Below are 21,338 nucleotides of genomic sequence, written 5' to 3' on the forward strand. Positions count from 1 at the left end.
GTCAAGAACAAAATTTGTTAAGAACGTCAATTATCAATTAGGAGGGAATGCACTATGAACGAAATATTAAGAGCTATTGAAGCAGAACAAATGAGAAATGACTTACCAAACTTCAGAATTGGAGATACAGTTAAGTTACACGTTAAAATCAAAGAAGGTAACAGAGAAAGAATACAAATGTTCGAGGGAACTGTTATTAAGAGACAAAACGGTGGATTAAGAGAAACTTTCACAGTAAGAAGATTAGCTTACGGAGTTGGAGTTGAAAGAACTTTCCCAGTTAACTCTCCAATCATCGAAAAGATGGAAATAACAAGAAGAGGTAAAGTAAGAAGAGCTAAGTTATTCTACTTAAGAGATAGAGTAGGTAAGGCTGCTAAAGTTAAGGAATTATTAACTAGATAATTATAAGTTAATAAAGATATTAAGGGACTTAGTTATAAGTCCCTTTTGTTTTATGGTAAATTAAAATACATAAATTTGTTAACAATATAAATATATATTAAAAAAGAGGTGAAGTGTAGTGGCTACGACAACGATAAACTGGTTTCCAGGTCATATGAGAAAGACTCAAAGAGAAATTAAGGAAAATTTAAAACTTGTAGAAGCAATTATAGAAATTAGAGATGCCAGAATACCAAGAAGTTCTGCTAATCCCGATATAGAAAAGCTTTGTGGAAATAAACCAAGACTTATATTATTAAACAAGAGCGATTTAACAGAAAATTGTGTTACAAGAGAATGGATGAAAGAATTATCTAAGGAGAATGTTAAAGCCATTGAAGTTAATTGTCTAAAGGGCAAAGGATTAAATCAAATAAAGCCAGCACTTGAAGAATTACTAAAAGAAAAGCTTGAAAGATACAAGGCAAAAGGATTAGTAAACGTAGTAATAAGAGTAATGGTAGTAGGGATACCTAATGTAGGTAAGTCTACCTTCATTAACAAGATGGCAAAGAATAATATAGCTAAAACTGGTGACAGACCAGGGGTAACTAAAAGTAAACAGTGGATTAAGACTCCTTTAGGTATAGAATTGTTAGATACACCAGGAGTTCTTTGGCCAAAGTTTGAAGATGAAAGAACTGCATTGAACTTAGCTTTTACAGGAGCAATTAAAGATGAAATAATGGACACAGAAGAACTTTCATATAAATTAGTTGAAAGACTTCAAAAGTATTATGCAGATGAATTAATAGCAAGATATAAGATTGAAAGAGTCTTTGAAGATCCACTAGATACTTTAGATTCAATAGCAAGAAAAAGAGGTTGTCTAATGTCTGGTGGACATATAGACTACAATAGAATTGCTGTTATTTTATTAGATGAATTTAGAGGTGGAAAGATAGGTAATATATCTTTAGAAAGAGTAGATGATGTATTAGACGAAGAAAATGAAGGAGAAGTTTAATATGAATCTATTAGCTGATGATATATCTAAATTAAGTTTTAAAGTAATAAAAGAGGAAATAAGCAAGATAGACTTTAAAGAGTTGTATAATAGCAGTGACTATGAAAAAATTGTATCAATACTTACGGCTGATACAAGAAAAAATGTATCTTCTTTAGGTGCTAAAATAATTAAAGATAAAGAAAAGTTTGACAGTGAAAAGAAACGTATAAGAGCTATGTATGATTTTGACAAATCTTTTGGAAATTATAATGTTATAGCTGGAGTAGATGAAGTAGGAAGAGGACCTCTTGCTGGGCCTATAGTTTCTTGCGCAGTAATCTTGGATTTAAATGTTCTTGATGATGCTCTTATTCTTGAATTAAATGATTCAAAGAAATTAAGCGAAAAGAAACGTGAAGAACTAAGTATAGTAATAAAAGAAAAAGCCCTTGCTTATAAGGTTGCTTATAGGACATCAAAAGAAATTGATGACAAAGGCATAGGTGTATGCAATAATGAAATTTTCTTAGAAGCATGTAATTCTTTAAAGATAAAACCAGAGTTGGTATTATCAGATGGATATGCTGTGAAGGGTCTAGAAATAGATAATAAAGCTGTTATCAAAGGTGATACTAAGTCTGCATCTATAGCAGCGGCTTCAATTGTGGCAAAGGTGTACAGAGATAATTTAATGAAGGAATACGCTGAGAAATATCCATGCTATGGTTTTGAATGTAATGTAGGCTATGGTAGTAGCAAGCATATTGAAGCAATAAAAGAATATGGACCATGTGAAATACATAGAAGGTCTTTCTTAAAAAATATACTAGGATGTTAATAAGTTCTAAAAGCATCTATTAAATGATTTATTTTATATGTATCATTTAAATGATTAAAAATAATTTCTATAACATCATATCTTATATTGTAATCATATAAATTATTTACATATATATAATATGAAGAAATTGAAACTATCTTTCCTTTTTTGTGGCAGGTAACTGATTCTAATGGAGTACCAAAAGAATTAGTATACCTGCTTTTTACTTCGAAAAATATTATTAAGTCATCTTTTACACCAATAATATCTACTTCACCATATCTAGTTTGAAAATTTCTATCTAATATTTTATACCCATTATTAATGAGATAATCTGCTGCAATAGTCTCGCCATATTTTCCAATAGTTTTATTATAATGCATAAAGACATCACCTCTGTATTTATAATCATTAACATATTACTTTTGATTATACAAAAAATCATAGGTTTAATAATAAAAACTTTGTCAATAATCAAGATGGGTGATGAATATGTCAATAAATATATATAGTGCTACTAATCATGGCTTAGATGGAGTGCTGATAAATGTTGAAGTGGATATAATGCGAGGTATACCATCATTTCATATGGTAGGGCTTCCTGAAACATCTGTAAAAGAAGCAAGGGAAAGGGTTCGGGCAGCAATTGTTAATTCTGGATATACTTTTCCTTTAGGACGGATAATAATAAATCTAGCACCGGCGGATGTTAGAAAGAGAGGTACATTTTTAGACCTGCCTATAGCCATAGGAATATTAATGGCTTCTGGACAGATAAAATATAAAGAATTAGATGATTTTATAATATTTGGTGAGCTTTCTTTAAGTGGTGATTTAAAAGGAATAAAAGGTGCACTACCTATAATATTAGAAGGTGTTAATAAAGAAAAGAGAAATTTTATTTTCCCCTTAGAAAACTTAAGAGAAATTGCTGAAAATGGAGAAGGAAATTTTTATCCATTTAATAATTTAAAGCAAGTAATAACTTACATAACTAATGATGATTTATTACCTTATAAAGAAAATATACATAAAGAAAAGGTATGTAAATGCAAAATAAATTATAGCGAAATTATAGGTCAGTTAGAAGCTAAGAGAGCAATGGAAATAGCTGCAGCTGGTAGACACAATATCTATATGTTTGGTTCACCAGGTGTAGGTAAGACCATGCTAGCAAATGCAATTACTTCAATCCTACCACCTTTAACTAAGAATGAAGAGATGGAAGTTGCTAAAATATATAGTATAGCAGGGTTTAGTAGGGAAATGGAAACATTAGATATTCCTTTTAGAGCACCTCATCATACCATAACAAAATCTGCACTGATTGGTGGAGGAAGAGAATTAACCTTAGGAGAAATAACTTTAGCCCATAACGGAGTACTATTTTTAGATGAAATTTTAGAATATAAAAGAGAAATTTTAGAACTGTTGAGAAAGCCTATGGAAGAAGGTTATATCAGCATAACTCGTCAACATGAAAGGTTTATCTTGCCAAGTAAGTTTCTTTTAATATCTGCTAGTAATCCATGTCCTTGTGGAAACTGGATGAGCACTGAAGGAAAAAAATGCAAATGTACAGAAATGGAAATTCATAAATATATAAATAAGCTATCTAGTGCAATAATAGATAGAATGGATTTATTATGCTTTATTCCAAGAGTACGACCAGAGGAACTTTTAAATGGCAACGAAAAATATACCTCAGAAAAAATGAAAGAAAGGATTCTTTCAGCAATAGAGAGAGCAAGTTATCGCTTGAAGGATACAGACTATAGATATAATTCAGAAATAGTTGGAAAGGATATCTATAGATTATGTAGTATTACAAGCAAAGCAAGAAGAATTTTAGAAAAGTGTTATATGAGTTATGGCATTTCTTTAAGAGCTTATGGAAAGATTATTAAGGTAGCAAGAACCATGGCAGATTTGCAAGAAGAGGAAAAGATAACTGAAGATAATATAATTGAAGCCCTTGGGTATAGAAAAAATATTTTTGGAGAAATCGTATAGAGGTAGATATGGATAAATATGAAATACGCTTTGCATTAGCAAATATAAGCAATAAAATTAAGCTTAAATTATTACAAATGTATAATAATGAAGAAAATATTTATAATAATATTAATGAAATTCTTAAATCAGATATGATGAGCCTTAAAGATAAGGTAAAATTTAAAGAGCACTCACATGAAGATGAAATGAATTTTCTAAAAGCTTTAAATGACAATTCTATTGAAATTGTAAAAATAACAGAAAAACACTATCCAGAAAAACTAAGAAATATAGATAATCCACCTTATATATTGTTTTATAAAGGTAAGCTTTCTTTAGCTTACGATAATATGATTGCTGTTGTAGGTTCAAGAAAGAGTAGTATATATGGATTAGATGTTACAAAATATCTGGCAAGAGAAATTTGTCGGGTAGGTTATGGAGTAGTAAGTGGGGTAGCTTATGGCATAGATACGGCAGCTCATAAAGAAGTGCTTATAAGTGGTGGGAAAACCATTGGAGTCCTAGGTTGTGGATTAGATATAATATATCCTAAAAGTAATAAAAAGCTTTATGAGGAAATATATAATAATGGATTGTTAATTTCAGAATTTCCTATGGGAGTGCAGCCGATGCCTTATAATTTTCCACGTAGAAATAGGATAATTAGCGGCCTGAGTAGTGGTGTTATTGTTGTTGAAGCATCAGTGAAAAGCGGTTCTTTAATTACAGCAAATTTAGCTTTAGAACAAGGAAAAGATGTGATGGCTATTCCAGGATCAATTTTTAGTAACACAAGCAGGGGGTGTCATCAATTGTTGAGAGATGGCGCGAGAATTTTTACTGGTTTAGAGGATTTACATTCCTTTCTTAATGTAACTAAAAAAGAAAGTGAAAAAACAATAAAAAACCACAGTAGAAATTTAATAATGACAGTTATAAAAAATGAACCAATACATTTTGATAAAATATTTGAAAGTGTAAATATTGACAGGATAGCTTTATATGAGTTATTATTTGAAATGCAAAATAAAAATGAAATTATTTGCCTTCCAGGCAATTATTATGCAAAGTTAAGTTAAGATTTAAGGGGGTGCAAACTCCTAGTAATTTTTTTAGGAGTATTAAATATGGGACAAAATCTTGTTATAGTAGAATCACCTGCAAAGGCAAAGACTATCAGTAAATATTTAGGCAAGAATTACATAGTCGAAGCTTCTATGGGACATGTAAGAGATTTACCTAAGAGTAAATTAGGTGTTGATATAGAAGACAATTTTACGCCAAAGTATATAACAATTAGGGGAAAAGGTGAATTAATAGATAAATTAAGAAAAGCTGCTAAAAAAGCAGATAAGATATATCTGGCAACGGACCCTGATCGTGAAGGGGAAGCAATTTCCTGGCATTTAGCATATATATTAAAAATATCAGAAGAGGAAAATTGTAGAATAGTATTTAATGAAATTACCAAGTCCGCTGTTAAAGCTTCTATTAAAGAGGCTAGAAAGATAAATGTAAATCTTGTTGATGCACAGCAGGCAAGAAGAATTTTAGATAGATTGGTAGGTTATGAAATAAGCCCAATTTTATGGAAAAATGTAAAGTGGGGATTAAGTGCAGGTAGAGTGCAATCAGCTGCTTTAAAGCTTATATGTGATAGAGAAGAAGAAATAAAAGCGTTTATTCCTAAGGAATACTGGACTGTTGATTGTTCATTAAAGAAGGAAAGAAAGAAATTCCCTATTAGACTTACACAGCATGAAGGAAAGAAAATTGAGATAAAAAATGAAGAAGAAGCTAAAAAGATTATTAATGACTTAGAACAAGGAAACTTTGTAGTTAAGACAGTTAAGAAAGGGAAGAGGATGAAGAATCCATTACCTCCATTTACAACTAGTACACTACAACAAGATGCTTCTAAAAAATTAAATTTTATAACTAAGAGAACCATGTCTATAGCACAAGCATTATATGAAGGTGTAGAAGTTAAGGGATATGGAACTGTAGGGCTTATAACTTACATGAGAACAGACTCTGTAAGAATATCTGAGGAAGCTCAAGGAAAGGCCGTAAATTTCATAAAGGATAATTATGGTGATGAATATGTGCCAGAGCAGCTTAGAGTATATAAAAGCAAAAAGAATATACAAGATGCCCACGAAGCTATTAGACCATCATATATAGAAATAACTCCTGAAATAGCTAAAGTTAGCTTGACACCAGAGCAATATAAATTGTATTCATTAATATGGAAGAGATTTGTAGCAAGCCAAATGTCTTCATGTGAATTAAGTACAAATAGCATAGACATAATGAATGGAAGCTATAAATTTAAGGCTTCAGGTAATACAATAAAGTTTGATGGATTTATGAAGATATATGATTACTTAACAGAAGCTGATGAAGAAGATGTTGTTTTACCAGAATTACAGGAGGGTGAGGAATTAAAACCTGCTAGCATAGAAGGGAAACAACACTTTACACAACCACCAGCAAGATATACTGAAGCATCATTTGTAAAGCTACTTGAAGAAAAGGGAATAGGAAGACCAAGTACTTATGTTCCAACAATTTCTACATTATTAAGTAGAGAATATATAGTAAGAGAAAAGAAAAATCTTATGGCAACGGAGCTTGGATTTATAGTAAATAATATTCTTTCTGAATACTTTAAGCAAATAGTTGATGTTGATTTTACAGCTGCTATGGAAGGTAAATTAGATAATATTGAAGAAGGTAGCGAATATTGGACTAATGTTGTTGAAGAGTTCTTTGCTCCTTTAAAAGTTGCCATAGATAAAGCTGAAAAGGAAGTATCTAAAGTAGTAATTGAAGATAAAGTAAGTGATATTCCATGTGATAAATGTGGTAAAATGATGGTGATTAAACATGGAAGATACGGTGATTTTCTTGCTTGTCCTGGATATCCAGAATGTAAGAATGCAAAACCCATAGTTGAAGAGCTTGATGTAGATTGTCCTAAATGTGGAGGAAAAGTTCTTGTAAAGAGAAGTAAGAAAGGTAAAAAGTTCTTTGGATGTTCTAATTATCCTGAGTGTGATTTTGTAAGTTGGAATGAGCCAGTTAAAGATAAATGTGAAGAATGTGGTAGTTACATGGTATTGAAATATAGCAAAACAAAAGGTAAATATGCACAATGTTCTAATTCAGATTGTGGTAACATAAAGATAGTAGAAGAAAAAGAAAATTAGTAAAAAGTCGATGACATAAAATCATATCCAAAATGTCGAATATGTATTAAAAATGTTGAAATAGATTTTTGAATGTGATAGTATCAAAGAAGTAAGATAGTGGTGGATGAGGAGGATGATTAAATGTCATCGTTATTAAGTAAAACTAGAAGATTGAATCAGATTCTTCAAAAAAAAGGAACGGATCCAGTCTCATTTGATGATATATGTGCACTTTTAAGTGATGTATTATCATGTAATGTTTATATACTTGAAAAGTATGGTAGAGTTTTAGGGCATACGTTTTGTAAAGATTTTGAATGTGATATAATGAAAACATATGTTTTATCAGATAATAGATTACCAGTTGAGTATAATGACAAAATTTTAGATGTTACTGAAACAGTAGCAAATTCAAAGTCAAAAGGCACTTGTGTTTTTAAAGATGCTGGTGAATGTCCTATGGAAGAAAAGATATCAACAATAGTCCCTATACTAGGAAATAGAGAAAGATTAGGAGCTCTACTTTTAGCTAGATTTGGTGAAGAGTTTAATGATGATGATTTAGTAATCGCTGAATATAGTGCAACAGTAGTTGGTATGGAAATATTAAGAGGACAACAAAATGAAATTGAAGAAGAAGCTAGAAGTAAGGCAGTGGTTCAATTAGCAATAGGTACATTATCATATTCAGAGCTAGAAGCAGTAGAACATATCTTTAATGAATTAGGAGGCACAGAAGGATTATTAGTTGCGTCTAAAATTGCAGATAAAGTTGGAATAACTAGAAGTGTTATTGTAAATGCATTAAGAAAGTTTGAAAGTGCTGGAGTAATTGAATCAAGATCTTTAGGAATGAAGGGAACTCATATAAAGATATTAAATCCTAAATTATTAGATGAGTTAAAGAAAATAAGATAATGTTAAAATGCAGTTGACTTTAGTAGCAACTGTATTTTTTTTAAAAGAAAAAATGTAAAATGTTATATTAAGTAGAAAAACAGTATAAAATATAATGAAAACTTTTATTTAAAAAGATGTTGCCACAAATATGTAGCTGTGATATACTATCAGAGGTAACAAAATACACACACTATTGTAGTTAAAAAGTCGGTGCTTGTTTTAACAAGTAGCTTTTTAGCAATGCGAGTAGTGGAGGTAAAAACCAGGAGGTAGAAAAATGTCAGTAATATCAATGAAACAATTATTAGAAGCTGGTGTACACTTTGGTCACCAAACAAGAAGATGGAACCCTAAAATGGCTCCTTATATATTTACAGAAAGAAACGGAATATATATAATAGATCTTCAAAAAACAGTTAAAAAAGTAGAAGAAGCTTACAACTTCATAAGAGAAGTATCTTTAGAAGGAAAAGACATTCTTTTCGTTGGAACTAAGAAACAAGCTCAAGAAGCTATTCAAGAAGAAGCTATAAGATCAAACATGCACTTTGTAAACAATAGATGGTTAGGTGGAATGTTAACAAACTTCAAAACTATCAAAACTAGAATTGCTAGATTAGAAGCTTTAGAAACTATGGAACAAGATGGAACTTTCGATGTATTACCTAAGAAAGAAGTTATAAAATTAAAAGGTGAAATGGAAAAATTACAAAAAAACCTTGGTGGTATAACTAACTTAGACGTTAACAATATTGGAGCAATGTTCGTTGTTGACCCAAGAAAAGAAAAGAATGCTATTTCAGAAGCTAAAATATTAGGAATCCCAGTTGTAGCTATAGTTGATACAAACTATTAGAGCTGTTAAATTAATAACTGCTAAACTTGCTGATGGTATAATAGAAGGAAGACAAGGCGAACAATTAGCTGAGTAATTTTTTGAAAAAAGGTAGGTGAAGTTAACTTCATTTACCTTTTACCCTAAGAAAAATGGTTTACATTTAATGTTTTAAGGAGGAATTGATTATGATAACTGCAAAATCAGTTAAAGAATTAAGAGAAATGACTGGAGCAGGGATGATGGACTGCAAAAAAGCTTTAGTACAAACAGAAGGAGATATAGAAAAAGCTGTTGAGTACTTAAGAGAAAAAGGATTAGCTGCTGCTGCTAAAAAAGCTGGTAGAGTTGCTGCTGAAGGTATAGTTAAAACTTTCGTTTCAGCTGATAAGAAAACTGCTGGTATGGTAGAAGTTAACTGTGAAACTGACTTCGTTGCTGCTAACGAAGAGTTTGTTTCTTTCGCTGACAAAGTTGCAGAAATGGTAGCTAACACTTCAGCTGCAAACGTTGAAGAATTATTAGCTGAAAAATTCGATGGAGAAGCTACAGTTCAAGAAACTTTAACTGCTTTAATAGCTAAGTTAGGTGAAAACATGACTGTAAGAAGATTTGCTAAATTCAACATCGAAAAAGGAGCTGTTGCTAGCTACATCCACGGTGGTGGAAGAATCGGTGTTATGGTAGAAGTTGCTTGTGACACTGAAAGCGAAATATTAGAAGAAGTTGCAAGAGAAGTTTGTATGCAAGTTGCTGCTGCAAACCCATTATTCTTAAGCAAAGAAGAAGTAGATAGCGAATCATTAGAAAAAGAAAAAGAAATCTACAGAGTTCAAGCATTAAATGAAGGAAAACCAGAAAATATCGTTGAAAAAATGGTAAATGGAAGAATTCAAAAATACTACAAAGAAGTTTGTCTTTTAGATCAAGCATGGGTTAAAGATGGAGATAAGAGCATAACTAAATATCTTCAAGAAAAATCTAAAGAAGTTGGTTCTCTAATAACAGTAACTAGATACTCTAGATTTGAAAGAGGAGAAGGAATCGAAAAGGTTGAAGAAGACTTTGCTGCTGAAGTAGCTAAGACTATGGGATTACAATAATGCCAAGAGAGAACACTTTAGTGTTCTCTCTTTTTTAAAGATATAAATTGAGGAATGCAGGAGGAATTAGAATGGAAAAGTGTACCTATAAAAGAGTTATGTTAAAGATTTCAGGTGAAGCATTATCAGGTACAAATGGATTTGGATTTGATTTTGATACTATTAGTAGAATAGCTAAAGAAGTTAAAGAGATAGTTGATATGGACATAGAAGTTGGTCTTGTTGTAGGAGGGGGAAATATCTGGCGTGGTAGAAGCAGTGAAGGAATGGACAGAACTACAGCTGACCATATGGGAATGTTAGCTACTTGTATTAATGCTTTAGCACTTCAAGATGCTCTAGAAGGTATAGGAGTTAAAACAAGAGTTCAGACTGCAATAGAAATGAAGGAAATTGCTGAACCATTTATAAGAAGAAGGGCAGTAAGACATTTAGAAAAAGGTAGAGTTGTAATTTTTGGAGCTGGTTCAGGAAATCCATATTTCTCAACTGATACTGCAGCGGCATTAAGAGCAGCAGAAATTGAAGCTGATGTAATTTTATTAGCTAAAAATGTTGATGGTGTATATGACAAAGATCCAAATAAGTTTTCAGATGCAAAAAAATATGATACACTAACATATATGGAAGTGATTGAACAAGGATTACAAGTTATGGATACAACAGCTACAACTTTATGCATGGATAATAATATTCCAATATTAGTATTCGGTATTGAAGCTGATGGAAATATTAAAAGAGCCATGTTAGGTGAAAATATTGGTACAATAGTATCTAAAAAATAGGAGGTTAATATGATTAAAGATGTTATTAAAGTAGCAGAAGAAAAGATGCAAAAAACTATTTCAGTTTTACATTCAGATTTATCAACTATGAAAGCTGGTAGAGCAAACCCAACAATGCTTGATAGAATTCAAGTAGATTATTATGGAAGCCAATGTCCATTAAATCAAGTTGCTAATGTATCAGCACCAGAACCAAGAATGTTAGTAATAACACCATGGGAAAAATCTTTATTAAAAGAAATAGAAAAAGCAATATTAAAATCAGATTTAGGAATAAACCCTTCAAATGATGGTGCTATTATCAGATTATTAGTTCCAGAACTAACAGAAGAAACAAGAAAAAATATTGTGAAAAATGTAAAAAAAGCTGGAGAAGATGCTAAAGTTGCATTAAGATCTATTAGAAGAGATGCTAACGAAAAAATAAAGGCTTTAAAGAAAGATGGGCATATTTCTGAAGATGAAGTAAAGAAAGCTGAAGAAAATGTTCAAAAAGTTACAGATAAATTTGTAAAAGAAATAGATACAGTAATAGCAGCTAAAGAAAAGGAAGTTATGTCAGTATAAAAAAACCTGCTTTGCAGGTTTTTTTCCTATATAACATAAAATTGGAGGAAATTATGATTAATTTATTTAAGCCTAAGAAAAATGGAAATGATTTAGAGTTAAAGATAGATAAAGATAATCTTCCAGAACATATTGCAATAATAATGGATGGCAATGGGAGATGGGCAAAGAAAAGAAATCTTCCAAGAACAATGGGACACAAGGCTGGAGTAGAAACAATTAGAAAAGTTATTAAAGAAGCCGATAGAATTGGAATTAAATATATAACTTTATATGCTTTTTCTACTGAGAATTGGAGACGTCCAGAGGAAGAAGTAACAGCTCTAATGAAGCTATTGGTACAATACTTAAAATCAGAAGTTAAAGAACTTCATAAAAATGATGTAGTTTTAAGAGTTTTAGGTGAAATAGATAAGTTACCAAAGGAATGTGAAAGAGAAATAAAAGAGGCTATTGAGCTTACAAAAAATAATAAAGGCTTGATTCTAAATATTGCTTTTAATTATGGTGGTAGAGATGAGATAGTAAGAGCAATAAGATTAATTGCTGAAGAATATAAGGATAATAACATTAATATTGAAGATATTAATAATGAGTTAGTAAATAATTATCTATATACAAAAGATTCACCAGATCCTGATTTAATTATAAGACCTTCAGGAGAGCAGAGATTGAGCAATTTCTTATTATGGCAATGTGCTTATTCAGAATTTTGGTATTCTAATGTCTGCTGGCCAGATTTTACAGAGTTAGATTTACAAAAAGCTATATACGACTACCAAAATAGAGATAGAAGATTTGGAGGAGTATAAATAAGAGGTGAAAAGATGAATATAAACAGTAGGTATATAGGAGCCTTAGTCATAGCTCCATTATTAATATTTATATTATTAGGAGGATTACCACTAAAAATATTCACAATTGCATTATCTATTTGTGGGCTATATGAGTTTTATAATGCTTTAAGAGCTAAAAAGATTAATGTAATATCAGTAATAGGATATGGATTATTGGTAGTGTATTATCTTATTGATAATAACTTTGAAATAATGATGCATGTACTAGTACTGGCAACAGTATTGGCTTTAATTATTCCAATAGTTACTTTAAAATACTCTTTTATTGATGTAGCAATATCAATTTTAGGATTTATTTATGTGGCAATACTATTTAGTTTTATACCATTAGTTAGTGAAAAGACGAATGGTAATTTTTTAGTTTGGCTTATATTCTTAGGATCATGGCTAGGAGATACAATGGCTTATTATTCAGGAAGAACATTTGGTAAGAGAAAGATTGCTCCAAAAGTTAGTCCTAAAAAGACTGTTGAAGGATTAATAGGTGGAGTATTAGGTGCAACATTAGGTTGTGGAATATATGGAATAGTCATAAGTAAATATGGAGTAGGAATAAATGTTATGCATTTCTTCTTGATTGGCGCTATTTGTGGAATGATGGGATTATTTGGTGACTTAGTTGCATCATCAATTAAAAGATATGTAGGAATAAAGGATTATAGTAATTTAATACCTGGACATGGTGGTATTTTAGATAGATTTGATTCTATTTTATTTAACGCTGTAGTAGTATTTTACTATTTAACATTTATTGTGGGAATATAAGAAAGCAGTAGGTTTACTACTGCTTTTTTACATGGGAAAATATCATTAATGTTCTTTCTAAATAATATAATTTTAATATAAATGTTAAAGGAGAATGTTATGAAAACTATAGAAAAATATAATAAAATACTTCTTCTTATAGAACTATTTGCAATTTTTACAGTAATAACATTAGGTATTAAATATTATTTTAAGCCATTTATAATAATAATTATTATGCTGATTATAGGAAGGTCTTTTTATGATTTTTTTCTAAAGTTTAATATTTCAAAGCGAATTTCTGGTGCATTAAGTATATTGTTGATAAATGTAATGTTTTTTTGTTTTGCATTTTACTTTGGCAACGAATTTATAGATATATTAAAGAAGATATATAATAATCATGCTGAAGGCTTAATAATATTAGAAAAAAATATTAAGTTGCTTTTTGGCATAGATATTGAAAAAATATTACAAAGAGCTCTAAAGAACATAACAAGTAATATATTAACAGCTGGTGCTAGCATAACAGGTGAAGGGCTTCTTGCATATATAATTGGAAATATTACTGTGTATTTTTTGTTGGTGGATAGAGAAAATGTAAGAGAACTACTATTGAAGGTAGTTCCAATCAATATTTTTTCTAAGATTTCAGAAAAGAAAAATAATTTAAGGCAGGTAATAAAAATTGAACTTATCCTAGTATGCGTAACAACTACTATAATAATAACTGGTTTTAGTATCTTACATATTCCCAGTGGATTTTTTTTAGGAATACTATGTGGAATATTAGATATTTTACCATATGTGGGAACAATAATTGTTTTTATACCAATTATAATATACAATATAGTAGTAAAAAAATATTTAATTGTAATAGGAATGATATCTCTATATATTCTTTCTCAGCTTATAAGAGAGATTTTAGAACTAAAATTTTTAAGCTCTAAATTAGAGATTCATCCGTTAGCTATAATGTTATCTATATATATTGGTGCTGAAATTTTTGGTTTTATAGGGATTTTAGTAGGACCAATATATTGCTTAGTAGCGAAAGATATACTTTATGGTTAGAAACATAGGAGGCAAATATGAAGAATATATCAATTTTAGGGGCTACAGGTTCTATTGGGACACAAACATTAGATGTAATAAGAAAATCATCAGGAACAATAAATTTAGTAGCAGTAAGTGCAAATTCATCTGTAAATAAAATTATCGATATAATCGAAGAATTTTCACCTAAATATGTAGCAATGATGGATAAAAAAGCTTATAAAGAAATTAAGGAATATTGTACTAATAATCAGAAGAGTATAAATGTTTATAGTGGAATTGATGGGCTTATTAAAGTAGCATCTCTAGATGAAATAGACACAGTAGTTACATCTGTAGTAGGTATGATAGGTCTAAAGCCAACCATAGCAGCAATTGAAGCAAAAAAAGATATAGCTTTAGCTAATAAAGAAACCCTTGTAGTAGCAGGTGAAATAGTAATGAAGAAGGCTAAAGAAAATGGAGTTAAAATACTGCCTGTAGATTCAGAACATAGTGCTATCTTCCAAAGCTTAAGCGGATACTGTAATAAGGATATACATAAGATAATATTAACTGCTTCAGGTGGACCATTTAGAGGCAAGAATATAGATGATTTAAAGGATGTTACAGTTCATCAAGCATTAAAACACCCAAAGTGGAATATGGGGCAAAAAATAAGTATAGATTCAGCAACATTGATGAATAAAGGTCTAGAAGTTATTGAGGCACACTATCTATTTGAATGTAGTTATGATAATATTGAAGTTGTAGTACATCCACAAAGTATAATTCATTCTATGGTTGAATATAAAGATGCAAGTATCATAGCACAAATTGGCTCACCAGATATGAGATTACCAATACAATATGCGCTTAATTACCCTAAAAGAGAAGGAAGAATAGCAAATCCAATAAGCTTTTATGAAATAGCACAGCTTACATTTGAAAAGCCTGATATGGATACATTTAAATGCCTTAAGCTTGCTTTTAAAGCAGGAAAAGCAGGTGGATTAATGCCTACTATTTTAAATGGCGCCAATGAAGAAGCAGTTGCATTATTATTAGAAGAAAAAATTAAGTTTTTAGATATTGCTGATTTAATTGAAGAATGTATGGATAAATTTAAAGATAAAAGCAATATGGAGCTTACAATTGATAACATTATAGCAGTTGATCAAGAGGTAAGAGAATATTTAAGAAAAAAAGTTAGTTAGGAGTTGGATTAATTGTATATTATAATGGCTATTTTAGGCTTTAGTTTACTTGTTATAGTTCATGAATTAGGACATTTTATTATGGCTAAAGTCAATGGAATTAAAGTTGAAGAATTTTCAATAGGAATGGGACCAGAAGTTTTTTCACATAAGGGAAAAGAAACTCAATATTCATTAAGGCTTCTTCCTATTGGAGGATATGTAAAAATGATGGGAGAAGAGGAAGCTGTAGAAGATGAGAGAAGTTTTTCCAGCAAGTCACCTCTTAGAAGAATTTCAGTAATTCTTGCAGGTGCATTTATGAATGTGGTTTTTGCCATACTTATATTTGCTTTATACTTTAGTAATGTTGGATTTTCTAAAAATGTTGTAGATAGTGTTATGGATAACTCTCCAGCACAAGAAGTAGGTCTTCAAAAGGGAGACATCATAACAAAAATTAATGGAGTAAATGTTAGAACGACTGATGACATTCTTTTAGAAGTTCAATTAAGTAAAGGAAAATCTCTAGATTTAGTAGTTAATAGAGATGGAAAGAAATTAGATTTAAATGTAACTCCTAAGCTTGATGAAGCTAGAGGATCATATTTAATGGGATTTTATTACGAAAGAGTAACTAATCCAACTATAGGTGAAAGTTTAAAATACACTTATAATTATACAATAACTATGGTAAAGCAAACTTATAAAAGCTTAAAGCTATTAGTTACTGGTAAGTTAAATTTAAAAACTGATGTAGGTGGACCAGTTACTATCATAAGAATGTCTGGTGAAGCAGCAAAAAGTGGTATTCAGACATTAGCTTATTTCTTAGGTGTAATAAGCATTAACTTAGCAGTATTTAATTTATTACCATTCCCAGCACTTGATGGCGGTTGGGCTATAATATTATTTATTGAATTAATAACAAGAAGAAAAGTACCAGATAAAGTTGTAGGGGTTATCAATTATGTAGGATTTATGATACTTATGGGATTAATGGTTGTAGTTACACTGAAAGATATTATTTTCCCAGTTAAGCTTTAGGAAAGGATAATTAAAATGGAAAGAAAAAAGACAAGACAAGTGAAGGTTGGAGATATTCTACTTGGTGGAGATGCCAAAGTATCAATTCAATCTATGACTAATACAGATACAAGAGATGTAGAAGCAACATTAAATCAAATAAGAGAGTTGTATATTGCAGGATGTGAAATAATAAGATGTGCAGTACCGGATATGGAATCAGCAGAAAGCTTAAAAGAAATTTGTAAGCACTCACCAATGCCAGTGGTTGCAGATATACATTTTGATTATAGATTAGCATTAAAGGCTATAGAAAATGGCGTATCAGCTTTAAGGTTGAATCCAGGAAATATAGGAAGCATTGAAAGAGTGAAGATTGTTGCTAAAGCAGCAAAGGAAAGAAATATACCTATTAGAATTGGGGTAAATTCAGGGTCTTTAGAAAAAGAAATCTTAGAACGTGATGGAAAACCAACAGCAGAAGGATTAGTTGAGTCTGCCATGAATCATGTTAAGATTCTTGAAGAAATAGGATTTTACGATATTGTAATATCAATAAAATCTTCTGATGTTCCAATGATGATAAAAGCATATAGACTTATGAGTGAAAAATGTAATTATCCTCTTCATTTAGGAGTTACTGAATCAGGAACTGTTTTCAGAGGTACTATTAAATCAACATTAGGTATAGGTACTTTATTAGCAGAAGGAATTGGTGACACTATAAGAGTGTCACTTACCAGTGATCCAATTGAAGAAATAAAGGTTGCCAAGGAAATGCTTATTGCACTAGGTTTAAGAAAGCAAGGAATGCAGTTTGTTTCATGTCCTACTTGTGGAAGAACACAAATCAACCTTATTAAAATTGCAGAAGAAGTGGAAAAGCGTTTAGAGAATTGCAATAAGAATATAAAGGTTGCTGTAATGGGATGTGTTGTAAATGGACCTGGAGAAGCTAGAGAAGCAGATATTGGTATAGCTGGAGGCAATGGAGTTGGATTAATCTTTAAAAAGGGAGAAATCCTAAGAAAAGTTAAAGAAGAGGATCTTGTTGAAGAGTTGCTTAAGGAAATAGAAAATTTATAGAAAGAAGAGGCATATATGACAATATGCCTTTTTTCTATAAATAATGACAGTAATAAGCTAAATTATGTTGACTTACATATATATTGAATGTAAAATTACTTTGTTAATAAAATAGCGAAAGAAATAGGTGAAATTGTTATGATTAATTTAATTGCAGGATGTACAGATAATAAATTTGTACAGATAATAGGTATATTATGTGCCTTTTTTGGAACGTTCCTAGCATTAAAGTATTTAAGTAGCATGCTTCCTAAAGATGCAGGAAGAGAATTTGCACATGATGGAAAGAAATCAGCAGGAAAACCAAGAGGTGCAGGACTTATATTTATCTTGGCTTTTGGTATAGTAGCTATGCTATTTGGAAAGTTTAATTGGGAAATTTTGATATACCTTGTGCTTACCATAGCTTCTATGTTAACTGGATATTTGGACGATGCATCAAAAAATCCTTGGGGAGAGTTTAAAAAAGGAGCATTAGATTTATTAATTGCATGTTTAGTTGCTGGAACTTACTTAGCATTTAATGGAAGTGAAATATTTATTAATATTTTAGGTGAAAGTATTGTTTTAAATCCAATAGTATTCTTTATATTAGCAGTTATACTTGTGTGGGTATCTATAAATGTAACCAATTGTACTGATGGTGTAGATGGATTATCAGGAACTTTATCAGTTATTACTTTATTCACTATTTATTTATTAGAAAGTGTTAAAGGAACAAATTCAGCTATTAATTACATTACATTGATTCTAATAGTTTGCGTACTTGCATATCTTTGGTTTAACGCTACACCTAGTAAGCTAATGATGGGTGATGCTGGTTCTCGTGCATTAGGTATATTTATTAGTATTGCAATACTTAAAACAGGAAGTCCTCTATTATATATTCCAGTGGCTTTAATGCTTATAATCGATGGAGGATTAGGGCTAATTAAAATATCATTTAGAAGATTTTTAAAAATTGAAATATTAAATAATATAAGAACTCCAATACATGACCAGGTACGTAAGAGAAATGACTGGTCAAATACACAGGTAGTTTTTAGATTTGCAATAATACAAATAATAATCTCATTTTGCGTTATTTATTTGATAAAATAGTAATAAAAGCTTGGCGTATTTTAGCCAGGCTTTTATTTATAAATTCATTGTATATGATATTTTTTTATTTTCCAGATAAGACTTATATTGTTTATAAATATTTTAGAGGAAAAGCTTAAGAGAAGTGATATAATAGATAGTTGAAATGAGTTTAACAAAAGAGAGTGGAGTAAATATGATAGTTAATACTTTTATACCTAAATATATGGAGAAATTTAAATGTATCGGATCAGAATGTACGGATACATGTTGTGCTGGTTGGGATATTAATATAGATGAAAATAGTTTAGAGAGATATAAAAATAGTACAGGCGTTTTAAAAAGATTAGTTGATGGCAAATTTTTAGTTGGTGATACAAATGATGATTTCTTTAATGCTGGATATATGATATTAAAGGATGGTAGTATGTGTCCATTTTTAAATGAGAATATGTTATGTGATATTCATGGAGGTGTAGGTGAAGAGAATTTATGTATAACTTGTAAAAGCTATCCGAGAATTTTTAATATTGTTGATGGAATTTATGAAAAAAGTGCCTTGGCTTCTTGTGAAGAAATATGCCGTTTAGCCTTAATGAGTAAAGAAAAGATGGAGTTTATTGAAGTGGATGAAAACTTAGATGAAGATAATATTGAAATTAGAAGGATAATTGATACAGAAGCCTTTGCGGGAACAGAGAGTTTGATTCAATATTTTTGGGAAATAAGAATACTATCAATAAATATTATTCAGTGCAGTGAATATTCCATAGACGAGAGGCTTAGTATATTAAAGAGATTTTATAGTAAAATAGATTCTTTAAAATTAGAAGGCGATTGGGAGGGATTAGAAGAGTTTTTTGAAGATTATTCTAAGGGGATATTCAATTATCAAGAATATATTAAAGAAAGCTTGAAAGTTGATGAAAGATTTAGTGCTATTATTGGGGATAATGATATTATTAAAAAAATAAGAAGTCCTAGATTGAAAAAATATGCAGAGGATTATAGAAATAATATATTATTAGATAGAAATAAAGATTTATATAATGATATAACTGAGAAAATAGAAGAAATTTTAAAAGATTATGCATATGTAGTGGAAAATTATCTTGTAAATCAGATATTTAAAGATCTTATTCCTTTTAATAAGGGAGAAGATATGATGGCAAGTGTCAATGTACTAATTAATACATATAAGCTTATAAAGGAATATCTGAAAGGAAGAATATATAAGAGCAAAGAAAGGATTATGGCAGAAGATGTTGTTAGTGTCATACAGGCCATTAGCAAGGACTTAGAACATAATAAAGTTTTAAATAAAATAATAAATTATAAAGCTTAATATTAATCAGCATTGTTTTTTTATGCTGATTTTACTTAAATTAAAAGCAATAGTAATGTACAAGTAAAAAAATGCATAGAGTTATAAAGGAAGAAAAAATAATGGTGTTTAAGAGATTAAAAAGAACAAATATATTTAAAATCATTACTTCTCTTTATTTTTTCCTATAGTATTAACGATTATCCTAAAAGAAGAATAAAATATTAATAATAAGTTAGATATGTTTATTTAAAAGAAATAAGAATTATACTTAATGAAAGCTTTAAATAATAAAAGGAATTTTACAATTTCTTTATTTAAGTTAGTTGAAAATAAGGAGTGAATAAAGAAATTAAGGGTTTAAAATGGAAAGTTTAATAGACTTTAATATTTTGAAAAATTCACATTTATTTAGAAAAATGGAACCTTTAGAAAAAGGATGGTCAAATGATAGGAAATATATTATATACACAAGTGATAATAAAAAATTATTGCTGAGGATTTCAGAAATATCAAAATTTGATGAAAAATTAAAAGAAAGTGAAATTATCAGAACAATTTCAAGAGTATGCCAAAATACACCAAAGTTTATTGATTTAAAAATTAGTGGAAATAAGATATTGCAGCTATATACCTTTATAGAAGGAGAGGATGCATTAGAATCTATAGGTAGATACTCAAAGGAAGAACAGTTTAACCTTGGAATAGAGGCAGGAAAAACTTTAAAGAAGATACATGAAGCTGAGAAAATAACTGATGCTAAGAGAATTATAGAGATGCAAAAAGAAAGAATAATAGAAAGAACAAAGGCTTATGAAAATTCAAGATATTATAGCTATGAAGACCAAGGACTTATAAAATATATTAAAGAAAATATTGAAATTTTAAATTCAGCCAAAATAGCTCTATGTCATGGTGATTATCATTTAGGCAATATGATAATTAATAATAATAATATATACATTATTGATTTTAATAGATTTAATTATGAAGATATATATAAGGATTTTATCCCCATGTGTGCTTTTACCAGGGGAGAAAGTATTGAATTTGCAAAAGGCCAACTTAAAGGCTATTTTGAAGAGTATATCCCAGTAGATTTCTGGCAGAGATTAAAGCTTTATCTAGCATATTCAAGCCTATATTCAATTTTATGGGCTGAAAATTGTTCAAATGAAGAAGTTGAAGCAATGATAAAGAGAAAGAAAATGGTTTATAATGATTTTACAAAATCATCTTTTGATTCTCCTTGTTGGGTGAATAATTAAGAATAGGCAGTTTAAAAAACTGCCTATATTTTTTAAAGTACAGGAAAGTATAAAATTTTCGATGGCTGAAAGTTAGATGTTATCTAGCATTCAGCCTTTAAATATGTTAAATTTATTAATTATAAAT

The 21,338-nt window shown here is 29.8% G+C and carries 20 protein-coding genes and 1 pseudogene; 20 read left to right on the top strand and 1 reads right to left on the bottom strand.

What is annotated here, in order from left to right:
- Positions 1-54: 54 nt before the first annotated feature.
- The 3 genes from rplS (at position 55) to BHW04_RS03070 (ending at position 2,231) form a co-directional block, all read left to right on the top strand.
- Entirely contained in the window at positions 55-405 is a 351-nt protein-coding gene (gene rplS / locus BHW04_RS03060) for a 50S ribosomal protein L19 (protein ID WP_022212324.1), read from the top strand.
- A 118-nt stretch (positions 406-523) separates the two neighbouring features.
- The gene (ylqF, locus tag BHW04_RS03065; protein WP_022212325.1) at positions 524-1,411 is read left to right on the top strand and encodes a ribosome biogenesis GTPase YlqF; all 888 of its coding nucleotides are present in this window, start codon (positions 524-526) and stop codon (positions 1,409-1,411) included.
- Between the two features lies 1 nt (position 1,412).
- The gene (locus BHW04_RS03070) at positions 1,413-2,231 is read left to right on the top strand and encodes a ribonuclease HII (protein ID WP_022212326.1); all 819 of its coding nucleotides are present in this window, start codon (positions 1,413-1,415) and stop codon (positions 2,229-2,231) included.
- Here the strand turns inward: BHW04_RS03070 and BHW04_RS03075 are convergent.
- Positions 2,228-2,596, bottom strand: a complete 369-nt coding sequence (locus BHW04_RS03075) for a YraN family protein (RefSeq protein WP_022212327.1) — start codon at positions 2,594-2,596, stop codon at positions 2,228-2,230. The two genes, BHW04_RS03070 and BHW04_RS03075, sit on opposite strands and share 4 nt — an antisense overlap.
- Before the next feature lie 109 nt (positions 2,597-2,705).
- On the opposite strand from BHW04_RS03075, the gene BHW04_RS03080 reads away from it, so the two are divergent.
- The 17 genes and pseudogenes from BHW04_RS03080 to BHW04_RS03160 all read left to right on the top strand — a co-directional run bounded on the left by BHW04_RS03080 (position 2,706) and on the right by BHW04_RS03160 (position 21,211).
- On the top strand, positions 2,706-4,226 hold the full coding sequence (locus BHW04_RS03080; RefSeq protein ID WP_302698836.1) for a YifB family Mg chelatase-like AAA ATPase: 1,521 nt from the start codon (positions 2,706-2,708) through the stop codon (positions 4,224-4,226).
- An 8-nt stretch (positions 4,227-4,234) separates the two neighbouring features.
- Complete coding sequence (gene dprA / locus BHW04_RS03085; protein WP_302698837.1) at positions 4,235-5,290, top strand: DNA-processing protein DprA; 1,056 nt, start codon at positions 4,235-4,237, stop codon at positions 5,288-5,290.
- Positions 5,291-5,338: 48 nt separating this feature from the next.
- A complete protein-coding gene (gene topA, locus BHW04_RS03090; protein WP_022212330.1) occupies positions 5,339-7,423 on the top strand; it encodes a type I DNA topoisomerase in 2,085 nt (694 codons plus the stop codon).
- A gap of 123 nt (positions 7,424-7,546) precedes the next feature.
- On the top strand, positions 7,547-8,323 hold the full coding sequence (gene codY, locus BHW04_RS03095; RefSeq protein ID WP_022212331.1) for a GTP-sensing pleiotropic transcriptional regulator CodY: 777 nt from the start codon (positions 7,547-7,549) through the stop codon (positions 8,321-8,323).
- Positions 8,324-8,582: 259 nt separating this feature from the next.
- Positions 8,583-9,237, top strand: a pseudogene (gene rpsB / locus BHW04_RS03100) (30S ribosomal protein S2).
- 91 nt (positions 9,238-9,328) lie between these two features.
- Positions 9,329-10,243 (top strand): translation elongation factor Ts, encoded by a 915-nt coding sequence (tsf, locus tag BHW04_RS03105; protein ID WP_302698839.1) that lies wholly within the window; start codon positions 9,329-9,331, stop codon positions 10,241-10,243.
- A 71-nt stretch (positions 10,244-10,314) separates the two neighbouring features.
- Entirely contained in the window at positions 10,315-11,028 is a 714-nt protein-coding gene (pyrH, locus tag BHW04_RS03110; protein WP_022212334.1) for a UMP kinase, read from the top strand.
- A 9-nt stretch (positions 11,029-11,037) separates the two neighbouring features.
- A complete protein-coding gene (gene frr, locus BHW04_RS03115; protein WP_022212335.1) occupies positions 11,038-11,595 on the top strand; it encodes a ribosome recycling factor in 558 nt (185 codons plus the stop codon).
- Between the two features lie 53 nt (positions 11,596-11,648).
- Entirely contained in the window at positions 11,649-12,407 is a 759-nt protein-coding gene (locus BHW04_RS03120; protein WP_022212336.1) for an isoprenyl transferase, read from the top strand.
- Between the two features lie 15 nt (positions 12,408-12,422).
- Positions 12,423-13,217 carry a phosphatidate cytidylyltransferase gene (locus tag BHW04_RS03125; protein ID WP_022212337.1) on the top strand — a complete coding sequence of 265 codons (795 nt, stop codon included), beginning with the start codon at positions 12,423-12,425 and terminating at the stop codon, positions 13,215-13,217.
- 99 nt (positions 13,218-13,316) lie between these two features.
- Entirely contained in the window at positions 13,317-14,270 is a 954-nt protein-coding gene (locus BHW04_RS03130; RefSeq protein ID WP_022212338.1) for an AI-2E family transporter, read from the top strand.
- 17 nt (positions 14,271-14,287) lie between these two features.
- Positions 14,288-15,448 carry a 1-deoxy-D-xylulose-5-phosphate reductoisomerase gene (gene dxr, locus BHW04_RS03135; protein ID WP_302698842.1) on the top strand — a complete coding sequence of 387 codons (1,161 nt, stop codon included), beginning with the start codon at positions 14,288-14,290 and terminating at the stop codon, positions 15,446-15,448.
- Positions 15,449-15,460: 12 nt separating this feature from the next.
- Positions 15,461-16,474, top strand: coding sequence for an RIP metalloprotease RseP (rseP, locus tag BHW04_RS03140; protein WP_302698843.1), 1,014 nt, complete (start codon positions 15,461-15,463; stop codon positions 16,472-16,474).
- A 15-nt stretch (positions 16,475-16,489) separates the two neighbouring features.
- Positions 16,490-17,539: a flavodoxin-dependent (E)-4-hydroxy-3-methylbut-2-enyl-diphosphate synthase gene (gene ispG, locus BHW04_RS03145; protein WP_302698845.1), complete on the top strand. Its 1,050-nt coding sequence runs from the start codon at positions 16,490-16,492 to the stop codon at positions 17,537-17,539.
- Positions 17,540-17,677: 138 nt separating this feature from the next.
- Entirely contained in the window at positions 17,678-18,640 is a 963-nt protein-coding gene (locus BHW04_RS03150; protein ID WP_302698847.1) for a phospho-N-acetylmuramoyl-pentapeptide-transferase, read from the top strand.
- 175 nt (positions 18,641-18,815) lie between these two features.
- A complete protein-coding gene (gene fliB, locus BHW04_RS03155; RefSeq protein WP_302698849.1) occupies positions 18,816-19,964 on the top strand; it encodes a flagellin lysine-N-methylase in 1,149 nt (382 codons plus the stop codon).
- 344 nt (positions 19,965-20,308) lie between these two features.
- Positions 20,309-21,211 (top strand): aminoglycoside phosphotransferase family protein, encoded by a 903-nt coding sequence (locus BHW04_RS03160; protein ID WP_302630857.1) that lies wholly within the window; start codon positions 20,309-20,311, stop codon positions 21,209-21,211.
- Positions 21,212-21,338: the final 127 nt, after the last annotated feature.

This window comes from Clostridium sp. 29_15 (assembly GCF_001916075.1).
Lineage (GTDB): Bacteria > Bacillota > Clostridia > Clostridiales > Clostridiaceae > Clostridium > Clostridium lentum.